General features: G+C 61.1%; 18 protein-coding genes and 1 riboswitch. Of the genes, 1 reads left to right on the forward strand and 17 read right to left on the reverse strand.

What is annotated here, in order from left to right; all coding sequences use genetic code 11:
• Positions 1-40 precede the first annotated feature (40 nt).
• The 4 genes from csrA to ltaE all read right to left on the reverse strand — a co-directional run bounded on the left by csrA (position 41) and on the right by ltaE (position 5,522).
• Entirely contained in the window at positions 41-229 is a 189-nt protein-coding gene (gene csrA, locus HX801_RS13105) for a carbon storage regulator CsrA (RefSeq protein WP_002554426.1), read from the reverse strand.
• A gap of 186 nt (positions 230-415) precedes the next feature.
• Positions 416-1,657, reverse strand: a complete 1,242-nt coding sequence (locus HX801_RS13110; RefSeq protein WP_003214308.1) for an aspartate kinase — start codon at positions 1,655-1,657, stop codon at positions 416-418.
• Between the two features lie 95 nt (positions 1,658-1,752).
• A complete protein-coding gene (alaS, locus tag HX801_RS13115; RefSeq protein WP_177022208.1) occupies positions 1,753-4,371 on the reverse strand; it encodes an alanine--tRNA ligase in 2,619 nt (872 codons plus the stop codon).
• Positions 4,372-4,517: 146 nt separating this feature from the next.
• Positions 4,518-5,522, reverse strand: coding sequence for a low-specificity L-threonine aldolase (gene ltaE / locus HX801_RS13120; RefSeq protein ID WP_032899380.1), 1,005 nt, complete (start codon positions 5,520-5,522; stop codon positions 4,518-4,520).
• 190 nt (positions 5,523-5,712) lie between these two features.
• A riboswitch (FMN riboswitch) is annotated at positions 5,713-5,882 on the forward strand.
• Between the two features lie 111 nt (positions 5,883-5,993).
• Here ltaE and HX801_RS13125 point away from each other — a divergent pair.
• Entirely contained in the window at positions 5,994-6,503 is a 510-nt protein-coding gene (locus HX801_RS13125) for a 6,7-dimethyl-8-ribityllumazine synthase (RefSeq protein ID WP_003214313.1), read from the forward strand.
• Between the two features lie 130 nt (positions 6,504-6,633).
• On the opposite strand, the gene astE is transcribed toward HX801_RS13125, so the two are convergent.
• From astE to HX801_RS13190, 13 genes are all read right to left on the reverse strand, one after another.
• The gene (gene astE / locus HX801_RS13130; protein WP_003214315.1) at positions 6,634-7,638 is read right to left on the reverse strand and encodes a succinylglutamate desuccinylase; all 1,005 of its coding nucleotides are present in this window, start codon (positions 7,636-7,638) and stop codon (positions 6,634-6,636) included.
• A gap of 11 nt (positions 7,639-7,649) precedes the next feature.
• The gene (locus HX801_RS13135; RefSeq protein WP_003214319.1) at positions 7,650-7,940 is read right to left on the reverse strand and encodes a hypothetical protein; all 291 of its coding nucleotides are present in this window, start codon (positions 7,938-7,940) and stop codon (positions 7,650-7,652) included.
• Between the two features lie 23 nt (positions 7,941-7,963).
• On the reverse strand, positions 7,964-9,310 hold the full coding sequence (astB, locus tag HX801_RS13140; protein WP_087694275.1) for an N-succinylarginine dihydrolase: 1,347 nt from the start codon (positions 9,308-9,310) through the stop codon (positions 7,964-7,966).
• A 158-nt stretch (positions 9,311-9,468) separates the two neighbouring features.
• The gene (gene astD / locus HX801_RS13145) at positions 9,469-10,938 is read right to left on the reverse strand and encodes a succinylglutamate-semialdehyde dehydrogenase (RefSeq protein WP_168197533.1); all 1,470 of its coding nucleotides are present in this window, start codon (positions 10,936-10,938) and stop codon (positions 9,469-9,471) included.
• Complete coding sequence (astA, locus tag HX801_RS13150; RefSeq protein ID WP_003214325.1) at positions 10,935-11,960, reverse strand: arginine N-succinyltransferase; 1,026 nt, start codon at positions 11,958-11,960, stop codon at positions 10,935-10,937. The genes astD and astA overlap by 4 nt, the downstream gene beginning before the upstream one ends.
• A 49-nt stretch (positions 11,961-12,009) precedes the next feature.
• Complete coding sequence (gene aruF, locus HX801_RS13155) at positions 12,010-13,029, reverse strand: arginine/ornithine succinyltransferase subunit alpha (protein ID WP_003214328.1); 1,020 nt, start codon at positions 13,027-13,029, stop codon at positions 12,010-12,012.
• Between the two features lie 244 nt (positions 13,030-13,273).
• On the reverse strand, positions 13,274-14,494 hold the full coding sequence (locus tag HX801_RS13160; protein ID WP_003214332.1) for an aspartate aminotransferase family protein: 1,221 nt from the start codon (positions 14,492-14,494) through the stop codon (positions 13,274-13,276).
• A gap of 309 nt (positions 14,495-14,803) precedes the next feature.
• Positions 14,804-15,784 (reverse strand): GlxA family transcriptional regulator, encoded by a 981-nt coding sequence (locus HX801_RS13165; RefSeq protein WP_003214334.1) that lies wholly within the window; start codon positions 15,782-15,784, stop codon positions 14,804-14,806.
• Positions 15,785-15,943: 159 nt separating this feature from the next.
• Entirely contained in the window at positions 15,944-16,708 is a 765-nt protein-coding gene (locus HX801_RS13170) for an ABC transporter ATP-binding protein (RefSeq protein WP_003214336.1), read from the reverse strand.
• A 27-nt stretch (positions 16,709-16,735) separates the two neighbouring features.
• Positions 16,736-17,848, reverse strand: a complete 1,113-nt coding sequence (locus HX801_RS13175; protein ID WP_008435255.1) for a succinylglutamate desuccinylase/aspartoacylase family protein — start codon at positions 17,846-17,848, stop codon at positions 16,736-16,738.
• A gap of 1 nt (position 17,849) precedes the next feature.
• Positions 17,850-18,548: an ABC transporter permease gene (locus HX801_RS13180; protein ID WP_177022209.1), complete on the reverse strand. Its 699-nt coding sequence runs from the start codon at positions 18,546-18,548 to the stop codon at positions 17,850-17,852.
• On the reverse strand, positions 18,545-19,234 hold the full coding sequence (locus HX801_RS13185) for an ABC transporter permease (protein ID WP_003214341.1): 690 nt from the start codon (positions 19,232-19,234) through the stop codon (positions 18,545-18,547). Before HX801_RS13185 ends, HX801_RS13180 begins: the two co-directional genes overlap by 4 nt.
• Before the next feature lie 91 nt (positions 19,235-19,325).
• Complete coding sequence (locus HX801_RS13190; protein WP_003214343.1) at positions 19,326-20,111, reverse strand: ABC transporter substrate-binding protein; 786 nt, start codon at positions 20,109-20,111, stop codon at positions 19,326-19,328.
• Positions 20,112-20,273 lie beyond the last annotated feature (162 nt).

A 20,273-nucleotide genomic window follows, 5' to 3' on the forward strand; every position in this document is an offset into this window, starting at 1 on the left:
CAGCTTCATCCCCGTTTGCAAACATAAAAAACGATAAAAATTAATGGCTTGGTTCTTCGTCCTTCTCTTTCTTGATCCGCAGGTAGATTTCCTCGCGGTGGACAGCCACCTCTTTCGGAGCGTTAACCCCGATACGCACTTGATTGCCTTTGACGCCGAGCACGGTCACGGTGATTTCGCCATCACCAATAATCAGGCTTTCTGCGCATCGACGAGTCAGAATCAGCATACCTTTCTCCTCACGCATTTCATTTCGGGAACAACAGTCTGCAAAAAAAAGGCATTCGACCTACAACCAAATGGCCATAGCCCTACACGCCTAAGTATTGTCGAGCGCAGGTAAAAGAACAGGTCTTAACCACACACCCGGCAAAAAAATGAAAGGCGCGGATAACCGCGCCTTCCTGGCAACGCATCACTCGCCCTGTCGGGCCGGAGCGTCCAGCTCAAAAGCGGTATGCAGTGCGCGTACAGCCAGTTCCAGGTACTTCTCTTCGATCACCACCGACACCTTGATTTCCGATGTGGAGATCATCTGGATGTTGATGCTTTCCTTGGCCAGGGCTTCGAACATGCGGCTGGCAACACCCGCATGGGAACGCATGCCCACACCCACGATCGACACCTTGGCAATCTTCGTATCGCCGACCACTTCACGGGCGCCGATTTCCTTCGCAGTGTTCTGCAGGATCCGCTCCGCCGCATCGTACTCGTTGCGGTGCACGGTGAAGGTGAAATCGGTGGTGTTATCGTGCGAGACGTTCTGCACGATCATGTCGACTTCGATGTTCGCGCCACTGATCGGGCCCAGGATCTTGAAAGCCACGCCCGGGGTGTCTGGCACGCCACGGATAGTCAGCTTGGCTTCATCACGGTTGAAAGCGATACCGGAAATGATCGGCTGTTCCATGGATTCCTCTTCATCAATAGTAATGAGGGTGCCCGGACCCTCCTTGAAGCTGTGCAGTACGCGCAGCGGAACGTTGTATTTGCCGGCGAACTCAACGGCACGGATCTGCAACACCTTGGAACCGAGGCTGGCCATTTCCAGCATCTCTTCGAAGGTGATCTTGTCCAGGCGCTGAGCCACGGACACGACCCGCGGGTCAGTGGTGTAGACGCCATCCACATCGGTGTAGATCTGGCATTCGTCAGCCTTCAGGGCTGCCGCCAGGGCCACGCCAGTGGTGTCGGAACCGCCACGACCGAGGGTGGTGATGTTGCCGTGCTCGTCGACGCCCTGGAAACCGGCGACAACTACCACACGACCGGCTTTCAGGTCAGCGCGAATCTTCTGGTCATCAATCTGCAGGATGCGGGCTTTAGTGTGCGCGCTATCCGTAAGAATGCGGACCTGGTTGCCAGTGTAGGACACCGCCGGCACACCACGCTTGTTCAGCGCCATGGCCAGCAATGCGATGGTCACCTGCTCACCGGTGGAAATGATCACGTCCAGTTCACGGGGAACCGGTTGCTGATCGCCACTGATTTGCTTGGCCAGATCGATCAGGCGATTGGTCTCGCCGCTCATGGCCGACAGCACCACCACCAGGTCATCGCCGGCATCGCGGAATTTCTTAACCTTGTCGGCGACCTGCTCGATTCTTTCGACAGAGCCGACCGAGGTGCCTCCAAATTTCTGTACGATCAAAGCCATTTCTAAGCCGCCTCAGCCCGTAAAGGGGCGCCTGTTATTCAATCAACCAGCACTGACTGAGCCCGCGACTAGACCACGGGCTCATTAACAGCGTCTTAAATACCTGCCTCGACAAACGGCACGGTCAGGGCCAGGGCCGCGTCCAGGGCGCCGGCGTCAATACCACCGCCTTGCGCCATGTCCGGACGACCACCGCCCTTCCCGCCCACTGCCGCGGCGGCTTGCTTCATCAAATCACCGGCCTTGAGTTGGCCAGTCAGGTCCTTGGTTACACCGGCAACCAGAACGACCTTTTCCTCATGGACACTGCCGAGCAGGATCACTGCGCGGCCGAGCTTGTTCTTCAACTGATCGACCAAGGCCAACAGCGCCTTGCCGTCCTGACCGTCCAGGCGTACGGCCAGCACTTTCACACCCTTGACGTCCAGGGCAGAAGCCGACAGATCGTCGCCCGCCGCACTGGCCGCCTTGGCCTGCAACTGCTCCAGCTGCTTCTCCAGCTGACGGTTGCGCTCCAGTACGCCGGAGAGCTTGTCGATCAGGTTGTCGCGGCTGCCCTTGACCAGGCCGGCCGCTTCCTTGAGTTGTTCTTCTGCCGCATTGAGGTAGGCCAGGGCCGCAGCACCGGTGATCGCTTCAATACGACGTACGCCGGAAGCCACGCCGCCTTCGCTGATGATTTTCAGCAGGCCGATGTCGCCGGTACGGCTGGCGTGAATACCACCACACAGCTCCACCGAGAAGCTGCCGCCCATGCTCAATACGCGCACTTCGTCGCCGTACTTCTCGCCAAACAGCGCCATGGCGCCTTTTTGCTTGGCGCTCTCGATATCGGTTTCTTCGGTTTCCACCGGGGTGTTCTTGCGAATCTCGGCGTTGACGATGTCTTCCAGGGCCTTCAACTGCTCAGGCTTGATCGCCTCGAAATGACTGAAGTCAAAACGCAGGCGCTGGCTATCGACCAACGAACCCTTCTGTTGCACATGCTCACCCAGCACCTGACGCAACGCAGCGTGCAGCAAGTGAGTGGCAGAATGGTTCAAGGCAGTTGCATGCCGTACGTCGGCATCTACCTGAGTGTCCACCGGCGCGCCGACGGTCAGGTTGCCCAGCACCAGCACGCCGTGATGCAGGAACGCACCGCCAGTCTTGGTGGTGTCGCGCACTTCAAAACGACCGGAGGTGGAGCTCAGGAAACCACAGTCGCCAACCTGGCCACCGGATTCAGCGTAGAACGGGGTCTGGTCGAGGACCACAACGCCCTCGTCACCTTCGTTCAGCACGTCAACCGACTTGCCGTCCTTATAGATAGCCACGATCTTGGCCGAGCCAACGGTGGCTTCGTAACCAATGAACGAAGTCGCCACATCAACCTTTACCAGGGTGTTGTAGTCCAGGCCAAAGGAGCTGGCGGAACGGGCACGGACGCGCTGGGCTTCCATCTCACGCTCAAACCCGGCCTCGTCGATGGTCAGCTCGCGTTCGCGGGCGATGTCGGCGGTCAGGTCCATCGGGAAACCGTAGGTGTCGTACAGCTTGAACACGACGTCGCCCGGCACCACGGTGCCCTTGAGCTCGACCAGGTCCTGCTCGAGGATCTTCAGGCCGTGCTCCAGGGTCTTGGAGAACTGCTCTTCTTCAGCCTTGAGCACGCGCTCGATGTTGGCTTGCTGCTGCTTGAGTTCCGGGAAGGCATCGCCCATCTCGGCCACCAGCGCGGCAACGATCTTGTAGAAGAAGCTACCGGTGGCGCCCAGCTTGTTACCGTGACGGCAGGCGCGACGGATGATGCGGCGCAGCACATAGCCACGGCCTTCGTTCGACGGCAGCACGCCATCGGCGATCAGGAAGCCGCAGGAACGGATGTGATCCGACACCACCTTGAGCGACGACTGGTTGTCGTTGGCACAGCCAATGGCCGCGGCCGAAGCGCTCAGCAGGTTGGTGAACAGGTCGATCTCGTAGTTGGAGTGAACGTGCTGCATCACCGCACTGATCCGCTCCAGGCCCATGCCGGTGTCCACCGACGGCGCTGGCAACGGATGCAACACGCCATCGGCGGTGCGGTTGAACTGCATGAACACGTTGTTCCAGATTTCGATGTAGCGGTCGCCGTCTTCTTCCGGCGAGCCCGGTGGGCCACCCCAGATGTCGGCGCCGTGATCGTAGAAAATCTCGGTGCACGGGCCGCACGGGCCGGTATCGCCCATGGTCCAGAAGTTGTCGGAGGCGTAAGGCGCGCCCTTGTTGTCGCCGATGCGAATCATGCGCTCGACCGGCACCCCGATTTGCTGGGTCCAGATGTCGTAGGCTTCGTCATCGGTGGCGTAGACGGTCACCCAGAGTTTTTCCTTCGGCAGCTTCAGCACGCCGGTCAGGAAGGTCCAGGCAAAGGTGATCGCGTCTTTCTTGAAATAGTCGCCGAAGCTGAAGTTACCCAGCATCTCGAAGAATGTGTGGTGGCGGGCGGTGTAGCCCACGTTTTCCAGGTCGCTGTTCTTGCCGCCGGCGCGTACGCACTTCTGGCTGCTGGTGGCGCGGGTGTAGGCGCGCTTTTCCTGGCCCAGGAAGCAGTCCTTGAACTGGTTCATCCCCGCGTTGGTGAACAGCAGGGTTGGGTCATTGCCTGGGATCAAGGAGCTGGAGGCGACACGGGTGTGACCTTGCTCTTCGAAGAAGCGAAGGAAGGCTTCACGGATTTCTGCGCTTTTCATTAGGTTCTTCCACGGAGGCTGCGGCCAAAGGCCAGTGCTAAACGTCATCAGACGGAGCGACGGCAAAGGGCCGCATTATATCGGCCCTTTGCCCGTGGTACAGCGTGTTTATGTGATAGAAACAGTCAATTAGACGGTCTGCACTGTCATTTCCGGGAAAACTCGACAAATGTCGCGAGCACTTGCTCGATCTGCGCCCGGCTGACGTCCAGGTGCGTGACCATGCGCAGGCGCGGCGCCGCGCTCAACTTGATCCCGCGCTCGGCAGCAAACGCCTTCAAGGCCTGGGCTCGATCACCGATGTCGACGTAGACCATGTTGGTCTGCACCGGCTCCACCGTATAACCCGCCTTGCGCAGTTCATCCCCCAGCCATTGGGCATTGGCGTGGTCGTCGGCCAGGCGCTGCACCTGGTGATCCAGGGCGTACAGCCCCGCCGCCGCCAGCGAACCGGCCTGGCGCATGCCACCACCGACCATCTTGCGCAAACGACGGGCCTTGGCGATCAATGCCGTGGAGCCGCACAGCACCGAGCCGATCGGCGCGCCCAGGCCCTTGGACAGGCACACCGACACCGAATCGAAGTGCCGGGCAATTTCCCGCGCATCCACACCCAGCTTGACCGCCGCGTTGTAGAGCCGCGCGCCGTCCAGGTGCAAGGCCAGGCCGTGTTCCCGGGTAAAGGCTCGCGCGGCCGCCAGGTATTCCAGCGGCAGGACCTTGCCCTGCATGGTGTTTTCCAGCGCCAACAAGCGGGTACGGGCGAAGTGGAAGTCGTCCGGCTTGATCGCGGCCAGCACGTGCTCCAGGTTCAGGGAACCGTCGGCCTGCACTTCCAGGGGTTGTGGCTGGATCGAGCCGAGAACCGCCGCGCCGCCGCCTTCGTACTTGTAGGTGTGGGCCTGCTGACCGACGATGTATTCCTCACCACGCTCACAGTGCGCCATCAACGCCAGCAGGTTGCTCATGGTGCCGGTGGGCACGAACAACGCGGCGGCAAAACCCAGGCGCTTGGCCAGTTCGGCTTCCAGGCGATTGACGCTCGGGTCCTCGCCGTAGACGTCGTCGCCGCTGGCGGCCGTGGCCATCGCCTCGAGCATGCCAGGGGTCGGTTGGGTCACTGTGTCGCTGCGCAGGTCAATCACGTTCATCAAACTAGCCTCTAGCGGATTGGAGCGTTTCTTGTGTTGACGATTACTGCGGGCAAACCCGCGGAATATCAAGCCCCGTGCTTGCACAATCGAATACCAACCAAACAAACCGATATAGGTTATCGATAAACCAACCGTGCAGTTTCTGAAAAACCATGATAAAAACTCTCCGCCGCCAGGGTTCTGGCGGCAACGTTCTCAGGGCGGGGTGTAATTCCCCACCGGCGGTAATTGCACGCAATGTGCATAGCCCGCGAGCGCTTGGCGCCTCGAACTGCCTCGGCAGGACGGCGACAAGGTCAGCAGACCCGGTGTGATCCCGGGGCCGACGGTCATAGTCCGGATGAAGAGAGAACGGGATTGGCACCTAAGGGCCGCGCTGACGTCATGTTCACATGAGCCCGCTGTGCGTACCCTTAAATCCCATTCGATTCATAACGCCCTGTTTTTTTCTTAAACAGGAGTCAGAACATGCAACCCACCGCAATCGACAGCAAAAGCAAAAACCACCACGGCGAGCGCGTCGCGTTTATCCAGGCCTGCTGGCACAAGGATATTGTCGACCAATCCCGTAAAGGTTTCCTCGCCGAAATGATCGCCCAGGGCTACCAGGAATCGGACATCGATTTCTTCGAAGTCGGCGGCGCCTTTGAAATGCCCCTGCACGCCAAGCTGCTGGCCAAGTCCGGCCGTTATGCCGGTATCGTCGCGGCCGCCCTGGTGGTGGACGGCGGGATCTACCGTCACGAGTTCGTGGCCCAGTCCGTGGTCAGCGGCCTGATGCAGGTCCAGCTGGAAACCGAAGTGCCGGTGTTCTCGGTATCCCTGACCCCGCACCACTTCCACGCGGGCAGCGAGCACCATACGTTCTTCTATGAGCACTTCGTGCACAAGGGCCAGGAAGCGGCACGCACCTGCGCCGACACCCTGCACAAGGTTCGCGCACTGCGTCGCAATGAGCCACGGGCTCTCGCGGTTTAAGCAACACTGCAAAGCAAATGTGGGAGCGGGCTTGCTCGCGAAAGCGGAGTGTCAGTCAATACATGCCTGACTGATACACCGCCTTCGCGAGCAAGCCCGCTCCCACATTTGACCGAGTCGGTCTCGGGATTCAGGCCAGGCCGGCATCCGTGGTCGGCACAATCAATATCCCTGCTCGCAAGCCATTCTTGACCTTCGGGTTCGGGAAGATGATGCGCGCGCCCTCCTCCTCGATTACCCAGCGGGTCTTGGCAATGTCCTCGGCCAGCAGATAACCCTTCTCCAACTCCGAAAAGTTTTCCACGTCCGCCGGCAAATGCAGGACGAAGGTATCGCTGTGCTTGATCACTTCCCGGGAGACGCTGAACAGCTGCAGGCCATCCAGGCTCTCGGTGGCCGGCTCGTTGCCTTCGATGATCTGCGTGAGGCGGGTTTCCAGGCGCGATACGTCCACGCCCTGGTTCTGCCCGAACGGCCGGGCCTTGCCCAACTCCAGGGTGAAGGACTCGGCCTCCAGCTGCTCATAGGTAAACGCCGTGAAGGTGATCGACGTCTTGTTCTGCAACAGCACCGCCTCCAGGCCGGCGGCTCGCAGGCGCGCCAGTTCACGACGTGAATGCTGGCGACCGTCCTTCCACGGGTACAGTGCGAACTGCTCGATCTTCGAGCCACGGATGGCGGTGTGCAGGTCGTAGTGCAAACGGCTACGCCCAGGCACGCTGAAGAAGGTGCGGGCCAACTGCTCAAGCTCGGCGGCGCGCATGGCTTCGGGGCCGATGTTTTGTTCGTGACGGCCATTGAACAGCCGGTTGACGTCCAGTTCGAGGTAACGCTCGCCGCGGCGCATGGCCTCGGGGTTGCCGAACAGGAACAGGATACGGGTACGGGGCTTGATCTCCCCACGGGCGATGCCCTGCAGCAAGCGGTCAGCCAATTCGATCGGCGCGGTTTCGTTGCCATGGATGCCGGACGACAGCAGTACGTCGCTGCCGTTGTCCCGCGCCTCAGGAGGCCGCACTTCCAGCGCGCCCTCACTGAGCCAGCGCAGTTGCACGCCGTCGACAGTCAGTTGAATTTTTTGCGCCGGTTCGCGACCGGCGAGGGTCAGTTCAAGCAGTTTGCCGAGGGCGAGCATACGCAGCTTCCTTAGTGGTTGCAGCCAGGACCGTGGACGTGATCGTCGTCATCACCTTCAACGTCGGCCGGTTCCATTTCCAGTTGCAGGCTCATCAGGTTGGTGGCCAATGGGCGCATCAGCAGGTTGGCGTATTCCGCGTCGCCTTCTTCCACGTCCACGCCGATCAGCAGTTGGCCACGGCCGTCGTGCTGGATCCAGATCTCCTTGCCCTGCCACACCACGGCGACGCGGGTGCAGGAGGTTTCCAGCTGGGTGCCGTCGGTGTCTTCAAGGATCAGTTTCAGGGTGTCGGTGGTCATAAATAGTTCTCAGCCGTGCGGCGTTAATTGATCTGGAAAGGATAAACCGAGCCCAGTTTAAGGATTTGCGTCAGTTCATCCAGTGCCGTCCGGCACTCAAGCAGCAATTGCGGGTCAGCCAGGTCGGTTTCCCGCAGGCTGTCGCGGTAGTGCTTGTCGACCCATTGGGTCAGCGTGTCGTACAACGGCGCCGTCATGATAACCCCTGGGTTGACCGCCGCCAGTTCGGTTTCATTCAAGGCTACACGCAAGCGCAGGCACGCCGGGCCACCGCCGTTCTGCATGCTTTGCTTGAGGTCGAAGACTTTGACTTCGCGGATCAGCCCGCCGGAGGACGTCAGGCCTTGCAGGTACTGCCAGACACGCTCGTTGGCGCGGCATTCTTCCGGCACGATCAGCAACATCGAACCGTCGGCGCGGGTCAGCAGCTGGCTGTTGAACAGGTAGGAACGCACCGCGTCTTCAACACCCACCTGGGCCCGTGGCACGCAGATCGACTGGAAATTGCCGCCGAGCTTGCCGAGCTTGCCCTGCAATTCGCCGAGCATCTGATCGGTATTGAGGAACGCGTCCTCGTGATAGAACAGCACCTCGCCATTGCCCACCGCGATCACGTCGTTATGGAACACACCGGCATCGATCACCGCCGGGTTCTGCTGGGCGTAGACCACACCGTCATCCCGCAGGCCGTGCAGGCGCGCGACCGCCTGGGAGGCTTCGAGGGTCTGGCGCGCCGGGTACTTTTGCGGCGCCGGGTAGCGGGTGTCGAACGCACTGCGACCGAACACGAAAAACTCCACGCCCGCCTCGCCATAGTCACGGCAGAAACGCGTGTGGTTGGCCGCGCCTTCGTCACCGAACTGCGCCACGGCCGGCAGCGCGGCGTGGTGGGCGAAGTGTTTGCTATCGGCAAACATCGCCCCCAGCACGCGGCTGGTGGTCGGGTGTTCGATGCTGCGGTGGTATTTGCAGTTGAGGTTGGCGGCGGTGAAATGCACACGGCCGTCAAAGGTGTCGGCGCTCGGGCTGACGGTCGCGGCATTGGCCACCCACATGCTCGACGCCGAGCAACTGGCAACCAGCAGCGGCATGGCTTGCTTGGCGGCCTGCTGGATGACTTGTGCGTCGGTGCCGGCAAAACCGAGGTTGCGCAAGGCGGCCACATCCGGACGTTCCTGGGGCGCCAGCACACCTTGCACAAAGCCCATTTCCATCAGGGCCTTCATCTTCGCCAAGCCTTGCAGCGCCGCTTCCTTCGGGTTGGAGGACTGCTGGCTATTGCTTTGGGACGCGACGTTGCCGTAGGACAAGCCGCCGTAGTTATGGGTCGGCCCCACTAGACCGTCAAAATTGACTTCACAGGATTTCATCGGCGAGGCTCCACGAACATCTGTATTTTTATAGGCATCAAATTACTTGAACACACCACAAATCAAGTGTGGGAGCGGGCTTGCTCGCGAAAGCGGTGGTTCAGTCGCCTGAAATGTTGAATGACACACCGCCTTCGCGAGCAAGCCCGCTCCCACATTTAGATCAGCGTCACACCCGGGGTTAACGTCGCCGGTAGCACCAGGCTCGGGGTCTCAAGGGAGGCCACCGGGTACGCGCAATAGTCCGCCGCGTAATAGGCGCTGGCGCGATGGTTGCCCGAAGCCCCTACCCCGCCAAATGGCGCGCTGCTCGCAGCACCCGTCAGCTGTTTGTTCCAGTTGACGATCCCGGCGCGGCTTTCCAGCCAGAACTGCTGGTAACGCGCCTCGGAATCCGACAGCAACCCGGCCGCCAAGCCGTATTGAGTGTTGTTGGCCTCGGCAATCGCCGCCTCGAAATCAGCGTAGCGGATCACTTGCAGCAGTGGGCCGAACAGCTCTTCGTCAGCGCGTTCCGTAACCTCGGTCACATCGATAATCCCCGGCGTCAGCAACGCAGCCTGGGCCTGGGGTTGAGTCATTTCCAACAGCGCCACGGCGCCATTGGCCAACAGCAATTCCTGGGCATCCATCAACGCCTTGGCAGCACCGAGGGAAATCACCGAGCCCATGAACGGCGCCGGCGTTTGGTCAAATGCGCCGACTTCGATGGTCGAGCTCACCGCCACCAGGCGTGCGAGCAACGCATCGCCCCAGGCGCCTTCCGGCACCAGCAGGCGACGGGCACAGGTGCAACGCTGGCCAGCGGAGATAAACGCCGACTGGATAATGGTGTACACGGCCGCATCCACATCGGCCACTTCGTCCACCACCAGCGGGTTGTTGCCGCCCATTTCCAGCGCGAGGATCTTGTCCGGGCGCCCGGCGAATTGCTGGTGCAGATGATTGCCGGTGCGGCTGGAGCCGGTGAAGAACAGACCGTCGATGCCCGGATTCGCCGCCAGGGCGATCCCGGTTTCCCGTGCGCCTTGCAGCAGGTTCAACACGCCCGCCGGCAGGCCGGCGTCGATCCAGCATTGCACGGTCAGCTCGGCGACTTTCGGGGTCAGCTCGCTCGGCTTGAACAGCACGGTGTTACCCGCCAGCAAGGCCGGCACGATATGCCCGTTAGGCAAGTGACCCGGGAAGTTGTAGGGGCCAAACACCGCCACTACACCGTGGGGCTTGTGGCGCAACACGGCAGTGGCGTCGCCCAACGGGCCGCTCTTCTCGCCGGTACGCTCGCGGTAGCTTTGCACCGAAATCGCGACCTTGTTGACCATGCTGGTGACTTCAGTCGCCGATTCCCACAAAGGCTTGCCGGTTTCCTCACCGATGCAGCGGGCGAGTTCGTCAGCACGACTCTTCAGGTTGGCGGCGAAGGCTTCCAGCACGCTCAGGCGCTCTTCCAAGGAACGCTTGGCCCAGGCCGGAAACGCCTGGCGTGCGGCCTGGACGGCGGACTCGACCTGCTCGGCGGTGGCGCCATTACCCGACCACACCACCTGCTGGGTCACCGGGTTCAGCGACTCAAACACTTCACCCTGGCCAGCCAGCCATTCACCTGCGATGTATAGCGAATTCATTATTTCGACTCCCGGGCAGCGGACAACGGTACGGCACGCACTTGATCACCGGCGATCAGTTGCAGGCGCTTGGCGGTCTGTTGATCGACCACCAGGGTGCCCGCAGCCAACCGCGCCGGCGCGGCGGTGATGCGGCAATCTTCACGTTTGCGGTTATGGATCAGGAATGGCGTGGCGTCGTCGCCCGGCGTACCAATCGCCAGCACCAGCGCTTCGCTGTCGCGCACGGCGCGGATCTTGGTGGTTTCACACTCCACCGCCGGGCCCGCGTCGAAGATGTCGACGTAGCCCTGGTAGCTGAAACCTTCGCTCTTGAGCATGCTCAGGGCCGGCTCGGTGTCGGTGTGGACCTTGCCGATCACGTTGCGCGCGTCTTCAGACAGGAAGCAGGTGTACAGCGGAAACTTCGGCATCAGCTCGGCGATAAACGCCTTGTTGCCCACGCCGGTGAGGTAGTCGGCCTGGCTGAATTCCATCTTGAAGAAGTGCCGGCCGAGGCTTTCCCAGAACGGCGAGCGCCCGGCTTCGTCGGACATGCCGCGCATCTCGGCGATGATCTTGTTGCCGAACAGCTGCGGGAATTCCGCGATAAACAGCATGCGCGCCTTGGCCAGCATGCGGCCGTTAAGGCCGTTGCGGTAATCGGCGTGCAGGAACAACGAGCACAGCTCGGAGTTGCCGGTCAGGTCGTTGGCCAGAAACAGCGTCGGGATTTCACGGTAGATGTTCAGCTCCTGGGAGGCGCTGACCGTCAGGCCGACCCGGAAGTTGTACCAGGGCTCGCGCAGGCCGACTGCACCGGCGATGGCGGAAATCCCCACCACGCGACCTTCGTCGTTTTCCAGCACGAACAGGTAGTCCGCATCACCGCGCCCGGCTTCGCCGCGAAAGGTCTTTTCAGCCCAGCCGACCCGATGGGTCAGGCGCTCTTCGTTGGCCGGCAAGGTGGTGAGGCCGGTGCCGGTGCTGCGCGCCAGATCAATCAGGGCCGGTAAATCGCTGCTGCGTACGGGACGAACGATCATGCTATCTCCTCAAACGGGCCGCCTTGCAAGCCACCCGCGAAACTCATTCTTAAACCGCTACCAGTCGAACGCTGGCACCTTCGCCGACGCCCAGGGCTTCGGCGGTTTCCAGGTCCAGGGTCACTGGCTTGCCCGGCGCGTAGTCCAGCTCCAGCATCACCGCGCGGTAATCCTGCAACTGGCCGTTGCTCACCAGGTACTGGCGGCCGACACCCTTGACCATCTCACCGATCTTCACCGGCACCACACGGCTCTGGGCGATCGAGCGAATGCCCGAGACGCGCGCATGCAGGGTTGGGCCGCCGTCGAAGATGTCGATGTAATGGTCGGTCTCGAAGCCTTCGCGCATCAGGATGTCGAAGGTGATCTGCGCCCGCGGGTGCACCTGGCCCATGGCTTCCTGGGCTTCGTCGGGCAACAGCGGCACGTAGATCGGATAGTGCGGCATCAGTTCGGCGAGAAAGGTCCGGCTCTTCAACCCGCACAGGCGCTCGGCAGCGGCGTAGTTGAGGTCGAAGAAGTTGCGGCCGATGGCGTCCCAGAACGGCGAATCACCGTTCTCGTCGCTGTAGCCCACAATCTCGGTGACCACCGAATCGGCGAAGCGCTCCGGGTGGCCGGCCACGAACAGCAGGCGGCCACGGGAGTTGAGTTCCGACCACGGCGAACCCACCAGCTCCGGCACCACGTAGAAGCTGGTCAGCAGGCTGTTGCCGGTGAGGTCATGGCACTGCGAGAGCACGTGGATCTTGTTGTGGATCTTCAGCTCGCGGGAAGCGTGCACGAAGGTCTCGTTACGGAAGCTGTAGAACGGTTCCGAGTAGCCGGCCGAGGCAACGATGGCCGAACAGCCCACCAGCTTGCCGGCGTCGGTGTCTTCCAGGACGAAGAAATAGCTTTCTTCACCGTTGAAGCTGACCTCGGCGGCGAAGGACGCTTCGCTCGCAGCGATCTTGTCGCTCAGGCGTTCGACATCATCCGGCAAGGAGGTGACACCAATCGGGCTGTCCGCAGCCAGACGCTGTACCTCGCCCAGATCAGCCATTTGCGCGGGGCGCATCACCAGCATGGTGTCACTCCTTAACTCGAAAACTCACAGGAAAAAATGCCGGACACGATCTTGAAATCAGTGAGGTCAAGTGTGGGAGCGGGCTTGCTCGCGAAAGCGGTGTGTCATTCAACATTTCAGGTGACTGAGCCACTGCATTCGCGAGCAAGCCCGCTCCCACATTTGATCTTCACAGCTTCAACTAAAGAGTCCGGCATACAAAATTTGTGTTGGGCGCCCGACTCGCCGGGCACCCAACGGTCCATCAGGCTTGCGTCAGCTTTTTCACCGCACGTTCGAAGCGGTCCAGACCTTCCTGGATATCGGCATCTTCCACCACCAGGCTCGGGGCGAAGCGCACCACATCCGGGCCGGCTTGCAGGATCATCAAGCCTTCGCGCTCGGCGGCGTTGAAGATGTCCTTGGCCTTGCCTTTCCAGGCATCGCTCAGCACGCAACCGAGCAGCAGGCCCAGGCCACGCACTTCGGTGAAGATGCCGTATTGCTGGCCAATCTTCTCCAGACGGGAAACGAACAAGTCGTGCTTGGCGTTAACGCCGGCCAGCACTTCTGGCGTGTTGATCACGTCGATCACCGCTTCCGCCACCGCGCACGCCAGCGGGTTGCCGCCGTAGGTGGTGCCGTGGGTGCCGACCACCAGGTGCTTGGCCAGGTCTTCGCGAGTCAGCATGGCCGCGATCGGGAAACCGCCGCCCAGGCTCTTGGCGCTGGTGAGGATGTCCGGCACGACGCCGTAATGCTGATAGGCGAACAACTCGCCGCTGCGGCCCATGCCGGTTTGCACTTCGTCGAACACCAGCAGCGCGTTGTTCGCGTCGCACAGGTCGCGGGCACCTTGCAGGTACGACAGTTCTGCCGGCAGCACGCCGCCTTCGCCCTGGATCGGCTCCAGCACCACGGCGCAGGTCTTGTCCGAGACGGCGGCTTTCAGCGCCTCCAGATCGTTGTAAGGCACGTGGGTGATGCCGACGATCTTCGGACCGAAGCCGTCGGAGTACTTCGACTGGCCACCCACGTTCACGGTGAACAGGGTACGGCCGTGGAAGCTGTTCAGCGCGGCGATGATTTCGTATTTCTCGGTGCCGAAGCGGTCGAACGCGACACGACGGGCCAACTTGAAGGCGGCCTCGTTGGCTTCGGCGCCGGAGTTGCAGAAGAACACACGCTCGGCAAACGTGGCGTCGATCAGCTTATGGGCCAGGCGCAGGGCCGGCTCATTGGTGAAGACGTTGGACACGTGCCACAGCTTGTTGGCCTGTTCGGTCAGTGCACCGACCAGCGCCGGGTGGGCGTGGCCCAATACGTTGACCGCGATGCCGCCGGCAAAGTCGATCAGCTCTCGGCCCGCCTGGTCCCATACGCGGGAACCTGCGCCACGCACGGGGATGAAAGCGGCAGGTGCGTAGTTGGGAACCATGACCTGGTCGAAATCGGCACGTTGCACCGGGGCTTGCTCAACGGACATCGGAGTCTCCTGAAGAGGAACGCCTGCCTGAAACTGGCGGGCGATGCAGGGATTGTAAGGACAGTTTTCAGCGCGGCCTTGCCGCCAAGCGACAACTTCTTATAGCGCCAACCCGCGATTTTCGCGGGTTTACGCCAATGCGACAAATAGCATCGCAATGGCGCAGTTTAAACCGCCCGGGCCGGTTTTGGGCGGTCGGTGAGGCACAACTATCCAATGCCGTCGCCGATGGCCGTTTTGGTCTGCTGTTGATCTCATCCGCGCACAGGAACAGCGTCATGCCTGGAGATGCCGGCCGAGCACTGATGCCTAGCCGCGCTCGGACGGCACCGACGACAATTCGAACGGGCTGCTGCTGCGGCGCTGGTTGCGGTCTTCACGAGGGGTGGCGCCGAAGAAGTTGCGGTAGGCGCTGGAGAAGTGCGGCCCCGAGGAGAAGCCGCAGGACAGGCCGATCTGGATGATCGACTTGCTGGTTTGCATGAGCATCTGGCGGGCCTTGTTCAGGCGCAGTTCCAGGTAGTACTGGCTGGGGACACGATTGAGGTATTGCTTGAAGATCCGCTCGAGCTGTCGTCGGGACACGCACACATGCTGGGCGATTTCGTCGGTGGTCAGCGGCTCTTCGATGTTGGCCTCCATCAGCAACACGGCCTGGGTCAGCTTTGGATGGCTGGAACCCAGACGGTTTTGCAGTGGGATGCGCTGGCGCTCGCCGCCCTCACGGATGCGCTCTACCACCAGCTCTTCCGAGACTGCCCCGGCCAGTTCGGCGCCGTGGTCACGGGCCAGCACTGCCAGCAGCAGGTCGAGTACCGACATGCCACCGCAGGCGGTCAGGCGGTCACGGTCCCAGTCGAACAGATGGCTGGTGGCGATGACCTTGGGGAAACGCTCGGCGAAATCGTCCTGCCAGCGCCAGTGCACAGCGGCGCGATAGCCGTCGAGCAGACCGAGTTGGGCCAACGGATACACACCGGCCGACAGGCCGCCGATCACACACCCGGCACGCACCAGTTGCTTGAGGGCGGTGCTGAGCTGGGAGGCGATGACGGTCGGTGGCTCATCGGCCAGCAGGAACAGCTTTTGGAAACCTTCCAGCTTGCCAGCCCAGGGCTCACCCGGCAGTTGCCAGGCGCCGTCGATTGGCGGTTCGGCCTGCAAAAACGAGAGTTCGTACACCACGTCCGGATGCACCCGCTGAGCAACGCGCAAGGCCTCCTCAGCCAGCGCAAGCGTCAGTGCTTTAGTGCTGGGCCAAATCAGGAAACCAATTCGATGGGCAGTCATGGAGTGCTATCCGAAGCGAGTAACAGTAATGAAGACAAAGGCCAATGCTAGCCGGTAAACCAACACAAATCTCTAAAGCTGGTGAAGATCTAAATGTGGGAGCGGGCAACCTCAGGATTGTGAAGCTTGCACTAATTCAGTGCATAAAAGCAGTTCTGTTTACTTCAAGCTGCCGGAAAGAAACTGCTGCAAACGCTCGGACTGTGGGTTGACCAGCACTTCGCGCGGGTTGCCACGCTCTTCGACGATGCCTTTGTGCAGGAACACCAGTTGGTTGGAGACTTCACGGGCAAAGCCCATCTCGTGGGTCACCACCACCATGGTCCGGCCTTCCTGGGCCAGGTCCTGCATCACCTTGAGCACTTCGCCCACCAACTCCGGGTCCAGCGCCGAAGTGGGTTCGTCGAACAGCATCACCTCAGGCTCCATCGCCAGGGCACGGGCAATCGCCACGCGCTGCTGTTCACCGCCGGACATGTGGCCAGGGAACGCATCCTTACGATGGCCCACACCGACTTTAGCCAGGTAGTGCTCGGCCTTTTCCCGGGCGTCTTTTTTCGACATGCCCAAGACGTGCACCGGTGCTTCCATGACGTTTTCCAGCGCGGTCATATGGGACCACAGGTTGAAATGCTGAAACACCATCGACAGTCGCGAACGCATGCGTTGCAGCTGTTTCGGGTCCGCGGCCTTCATGGCGCCGTCCTTGTTGGCCACCAGTTTCAGCTCTTCGTTATTGAGCAGAATCTTGCCGGCGTGAGGTTGCTCCAGCAGGTTGATGCAGCGCAAAAAGGTACTTTTGCCCGAGCCACTGGACCCGATGATGCTGATCACATCACCGGCCGCGGCGGCCAGGGACACACCTTTGAGCACTTCATGACTGCCATAGCGTTTATGCAGGTCTTGGACTTCAAGTTTGTACATGCGGTCGGTTCTCACAAAAACAGTTGGTCAGTCGTTGAGCAAGCGCCCGTGCCGCAGCGCTTCGCGCCCCGCCACCTTGGCCAGCCAGAAACCCGCTTGGGCATAACGTAGCCGTTCAACGGCAAACAGCACCCCAGGCGTGCCCGCGCAAACAATGCTCACGCGGTCGGACAAGGGATCGATCACTTCAAATATCGGGTCGCCGGCTTCGACTACGTCACCGGCTTTACGCAGGTAGCTGATCACGCCGGCGTGGGGCGCGAACAACAACTCGGTGCCTTCGAAAGGCAGGCCTTCACAGGGTTCGTGCTGCGGCGCGGGCCATTCACCACGGATCAGGCCTTGCTCGGCGAGGAACGCCAGGATGCCTTCGGCGTGAAAAATCGCTTCGTCACGGCCAGTATCGGCCTGGCCACCCAGCTCCAGAGTCGTCGCCAGGCATGCCAGGGGAATCTGCGCCTCGGGGAACGCCCGGGACAGCCGCAGCCACGGCAGCGAACAGGCTTCGTCAAACGAACTGCCGCCGGAATCTTCCGCCAGCAGGCCGACCTTCACATTCAGGTGCGCCGACAGCGAACGCCACTGCGGCCAGTGTTGCGGCAGCGCGTACATGTGCAACGCGGCTTCGGCGTCGCAATGCAGGTCGAGGACCACGTCGGCGGTGCAGGCATGGCTCAGCAACACCCGCTGCATGCCTTGCAACTGGCTGCTCGGCGCCGGCAACGCATTGAGCGCATCGCTCATGGCCTGGCGGATCAAGCGCACATTGGCGTGAGGATCATCCCCCAGCTTGCCGTTGAGCAACTCGGTAACCGGCTCGCTCAACTCAACGAAGTCGCGGTTGAAATTCTTGCCGCTGCCGATCTCGAAACGGCCCTGGTGACTGCCTTGCAGCAGTTGCCCCAGGCCCATCGGATTGGCGACGGGAACCAGCTCGATCACGCCGTTGAGGGCGCCTTGCTGTTCCAGTTCCGTCAGGCGCTTTTTCAGCTCCCAGGCGGCGCGCATGCCGGGCAATTCATCCGCGTGCAGGCTGGCCTGGATATAAGCCTTGCGCTCGCCGCTACCGAAACGAAACACCGTCAGCTGGCGTTCGCAGCCCAGGTGACCCCAGGGCAACAGGTGATCGATACGTTCCATATCAATGCTTCCGTGGAGCCAGGTAGCTCAGCCAGCGGCCTTCGGCCAACTTGAACAGGCGCACCAGGATGAAGGTCAGGCACAGGTAGAACGCACCCGCCGTGATATAGGCTTCGAACGGCAAGTAGTACTGGGCGTTCACCGTGCGTGCGGCACCGGTGATGTCGATCAGGGTGACGATGGACGCAAGACTGGTGGTCTGGAGCATCATGATCACTTCGTTGCTGTATTGCGGCAGCGCCCGGCGCAGGGCCGATGGCAGCAGGATCCGGCGGTACAGCTTGTAGCGCGACATGCCCATGGCCTTGGCTGCCTCGATCTCGCCGTGGGGCGTGGCCTTGAGGCTGCCGGCGATGATCTCGGCGGTATAGGCGCTGGTGTTCACGGCAAACGCCAGGCAGGCGCAGAAGGTCGCGCTGGACAGCAGTGGCCACAGGAAGCTTTCGCGCACCGCTTCGAACTGGGCCAGGCCGTAGTAGATCAAGAACAGCTGCACCAGCATCGGCGTGCCGCGAATCACATAGGTGTAGAGCCAGGCAACACCGTTGACGATCGACTGCTTGGACACACGCATCAGGCCCAGGGGCAAGGCCGCGAGCAAGCCGAAGAACAGCGAAATGGCCAGCAGTTTCAGGGTGGTCAGCAAGCCGCCGAGGTACAGCGGCATGGCCTCCCAGATGACGTTGTAGTCGAAGATCATAGATCAGCCGCCTTTACGCCTACGGAGTAGCGCTTCTCAAGATGACGCAGGGCCAGCAACGACACGCTGGTGATCACCAGGTACATCGCCGCCACTGCGAGGAAGAAGGTAAAAGGTTCGCGGGTGGCGTCTGCCGCCTGCTTGGCCTTGAACATCATGTCTTGCAGGCCCACCACCGAAATCAATGCGGTGGCCTTGGTCAGTACCAGCCAGTTGTTGGTAAACCCGGGGATCGCCAGCCGAATCATCTGCGGCACCATCACCCGGAAAAACACCTGGAACGGGCTCATGCCATACGCCAGGCCGGCTTCGGCCTGGCCCTTGGGAATGGCCATGAAGGCGCCACGGAAGGTTTCCGAAAGGTAGGCGCCAAAGATGAAACCCAGGGTGCCGATACCGGCGGCCAAGGGGTTCAAGTCAATGTAGTCGTTGTAGCCGAGCAACGGCGCAACGCGGTTAAGCAGGTCCTGACCGCCGTAGAAAATCAGCAGGATCAGCACCAGGTCGGGGATCCCGCGGATCACCGTGGAGTACAGGTCGCCCAGCCAGGCCAACCAGCGCACCGGCGAGAGGCGCAACGCGACCCCGATCAGACCCAGAACAATGGCCAGGGCCATGGACGACAAGGCGAGCTGAAGCGTCAACCAAGCGCCATCGAGGATGACAGCCCCGTAGCCTTTCAACATGATTCAGGTCCTCGAAAAGGGGGATGAAAAAATGGCGCAAACTTCAGAGATCCTGGTGCTTGCGCCATTCTGGACAGACAGCTGCGACGGTTTACTTGGCTTCTGGGCCGTAAATGTCGAAGTTGAAGTACTTGTCCTGGATTGCCTTGTACTTGCCGTTGGCACGGATCGCAGCGATTGCAGCGTTGATGCGGTCCAGGTTTTCCTTGTCGCCTTTACGTACCGCGATGCCGATACCGTCGCCGAAGTACTTGGCGTCGGTGAAGGCCGGGCCGGTGAACGCGTAGCCTTTACCGGCTGGCGTGTCGAGGAAGCCTTCCTGCAACAGGGTGGCGTCGGCCACGGTGCCATCAAGGCGACCGGCTTCTACGTCCAGATAGATTTCGTTCTGCGAGCTGTAAGGAACAATGGTGGCGCCTTTGGGAGCCAGCACTTCCTTGGCGAAACGGTCGTGGATCGAACCGCGCTGCACGCCGATTTTCTTGCCTTTCAATTCATCCAGGCTGTCGCTGACGGCAGTGCCTTCCTTCAATACCAGGCGAGCTGGGGTCAGGTAGTAGCGGTTGGTGAAGTCCACGGACTTCTTGCGATCGTCAGTGATGGACATCGAGGACAGGATGGCGTCGATCTTGCGCACTTTCAGCGCCGGGATCAGGCCGTCGAATTCCTGCTCAACCCAGGTGCACTTGACCTGCATCTGCTCACACAGGGCGTTGCCGATGTCGTAGTCAAAACCGACGATGCTGCCGTCCGGTGCCTTGGAGGCAAACGGAGGGTAAGCCGCTTCAATACCAATCTTCAGTGGCTTGCCTTCGGCGAAAGCCTGCATGGACAGCACGGACAGCGCCAGGGCGCCCAACAGCACGAGTTTCTTCATCTTGGGACTCCATCGGTATAGGGCAAAACAGCAGTATGAGCCAGGGCCCACGATGCGAATGAGTGAAACCGAATAGCGGTGCTGCGTCCTGCGCCAGTTCAGCATCGGCGACGACGAGCGAGTGATCGGCATTCTAACGACAGGCCGGAAGCCGATATTTCC

The sequence above is a fragment of the Pseudomonas sp. G1002 genome (assembly GCF_013385455.1).
GTDB lineage: Bacteria > Pseudomonadota > Gammaproteobacteria > Pseudomonadales > Pseudomonadaceae > Aquipseudomonas.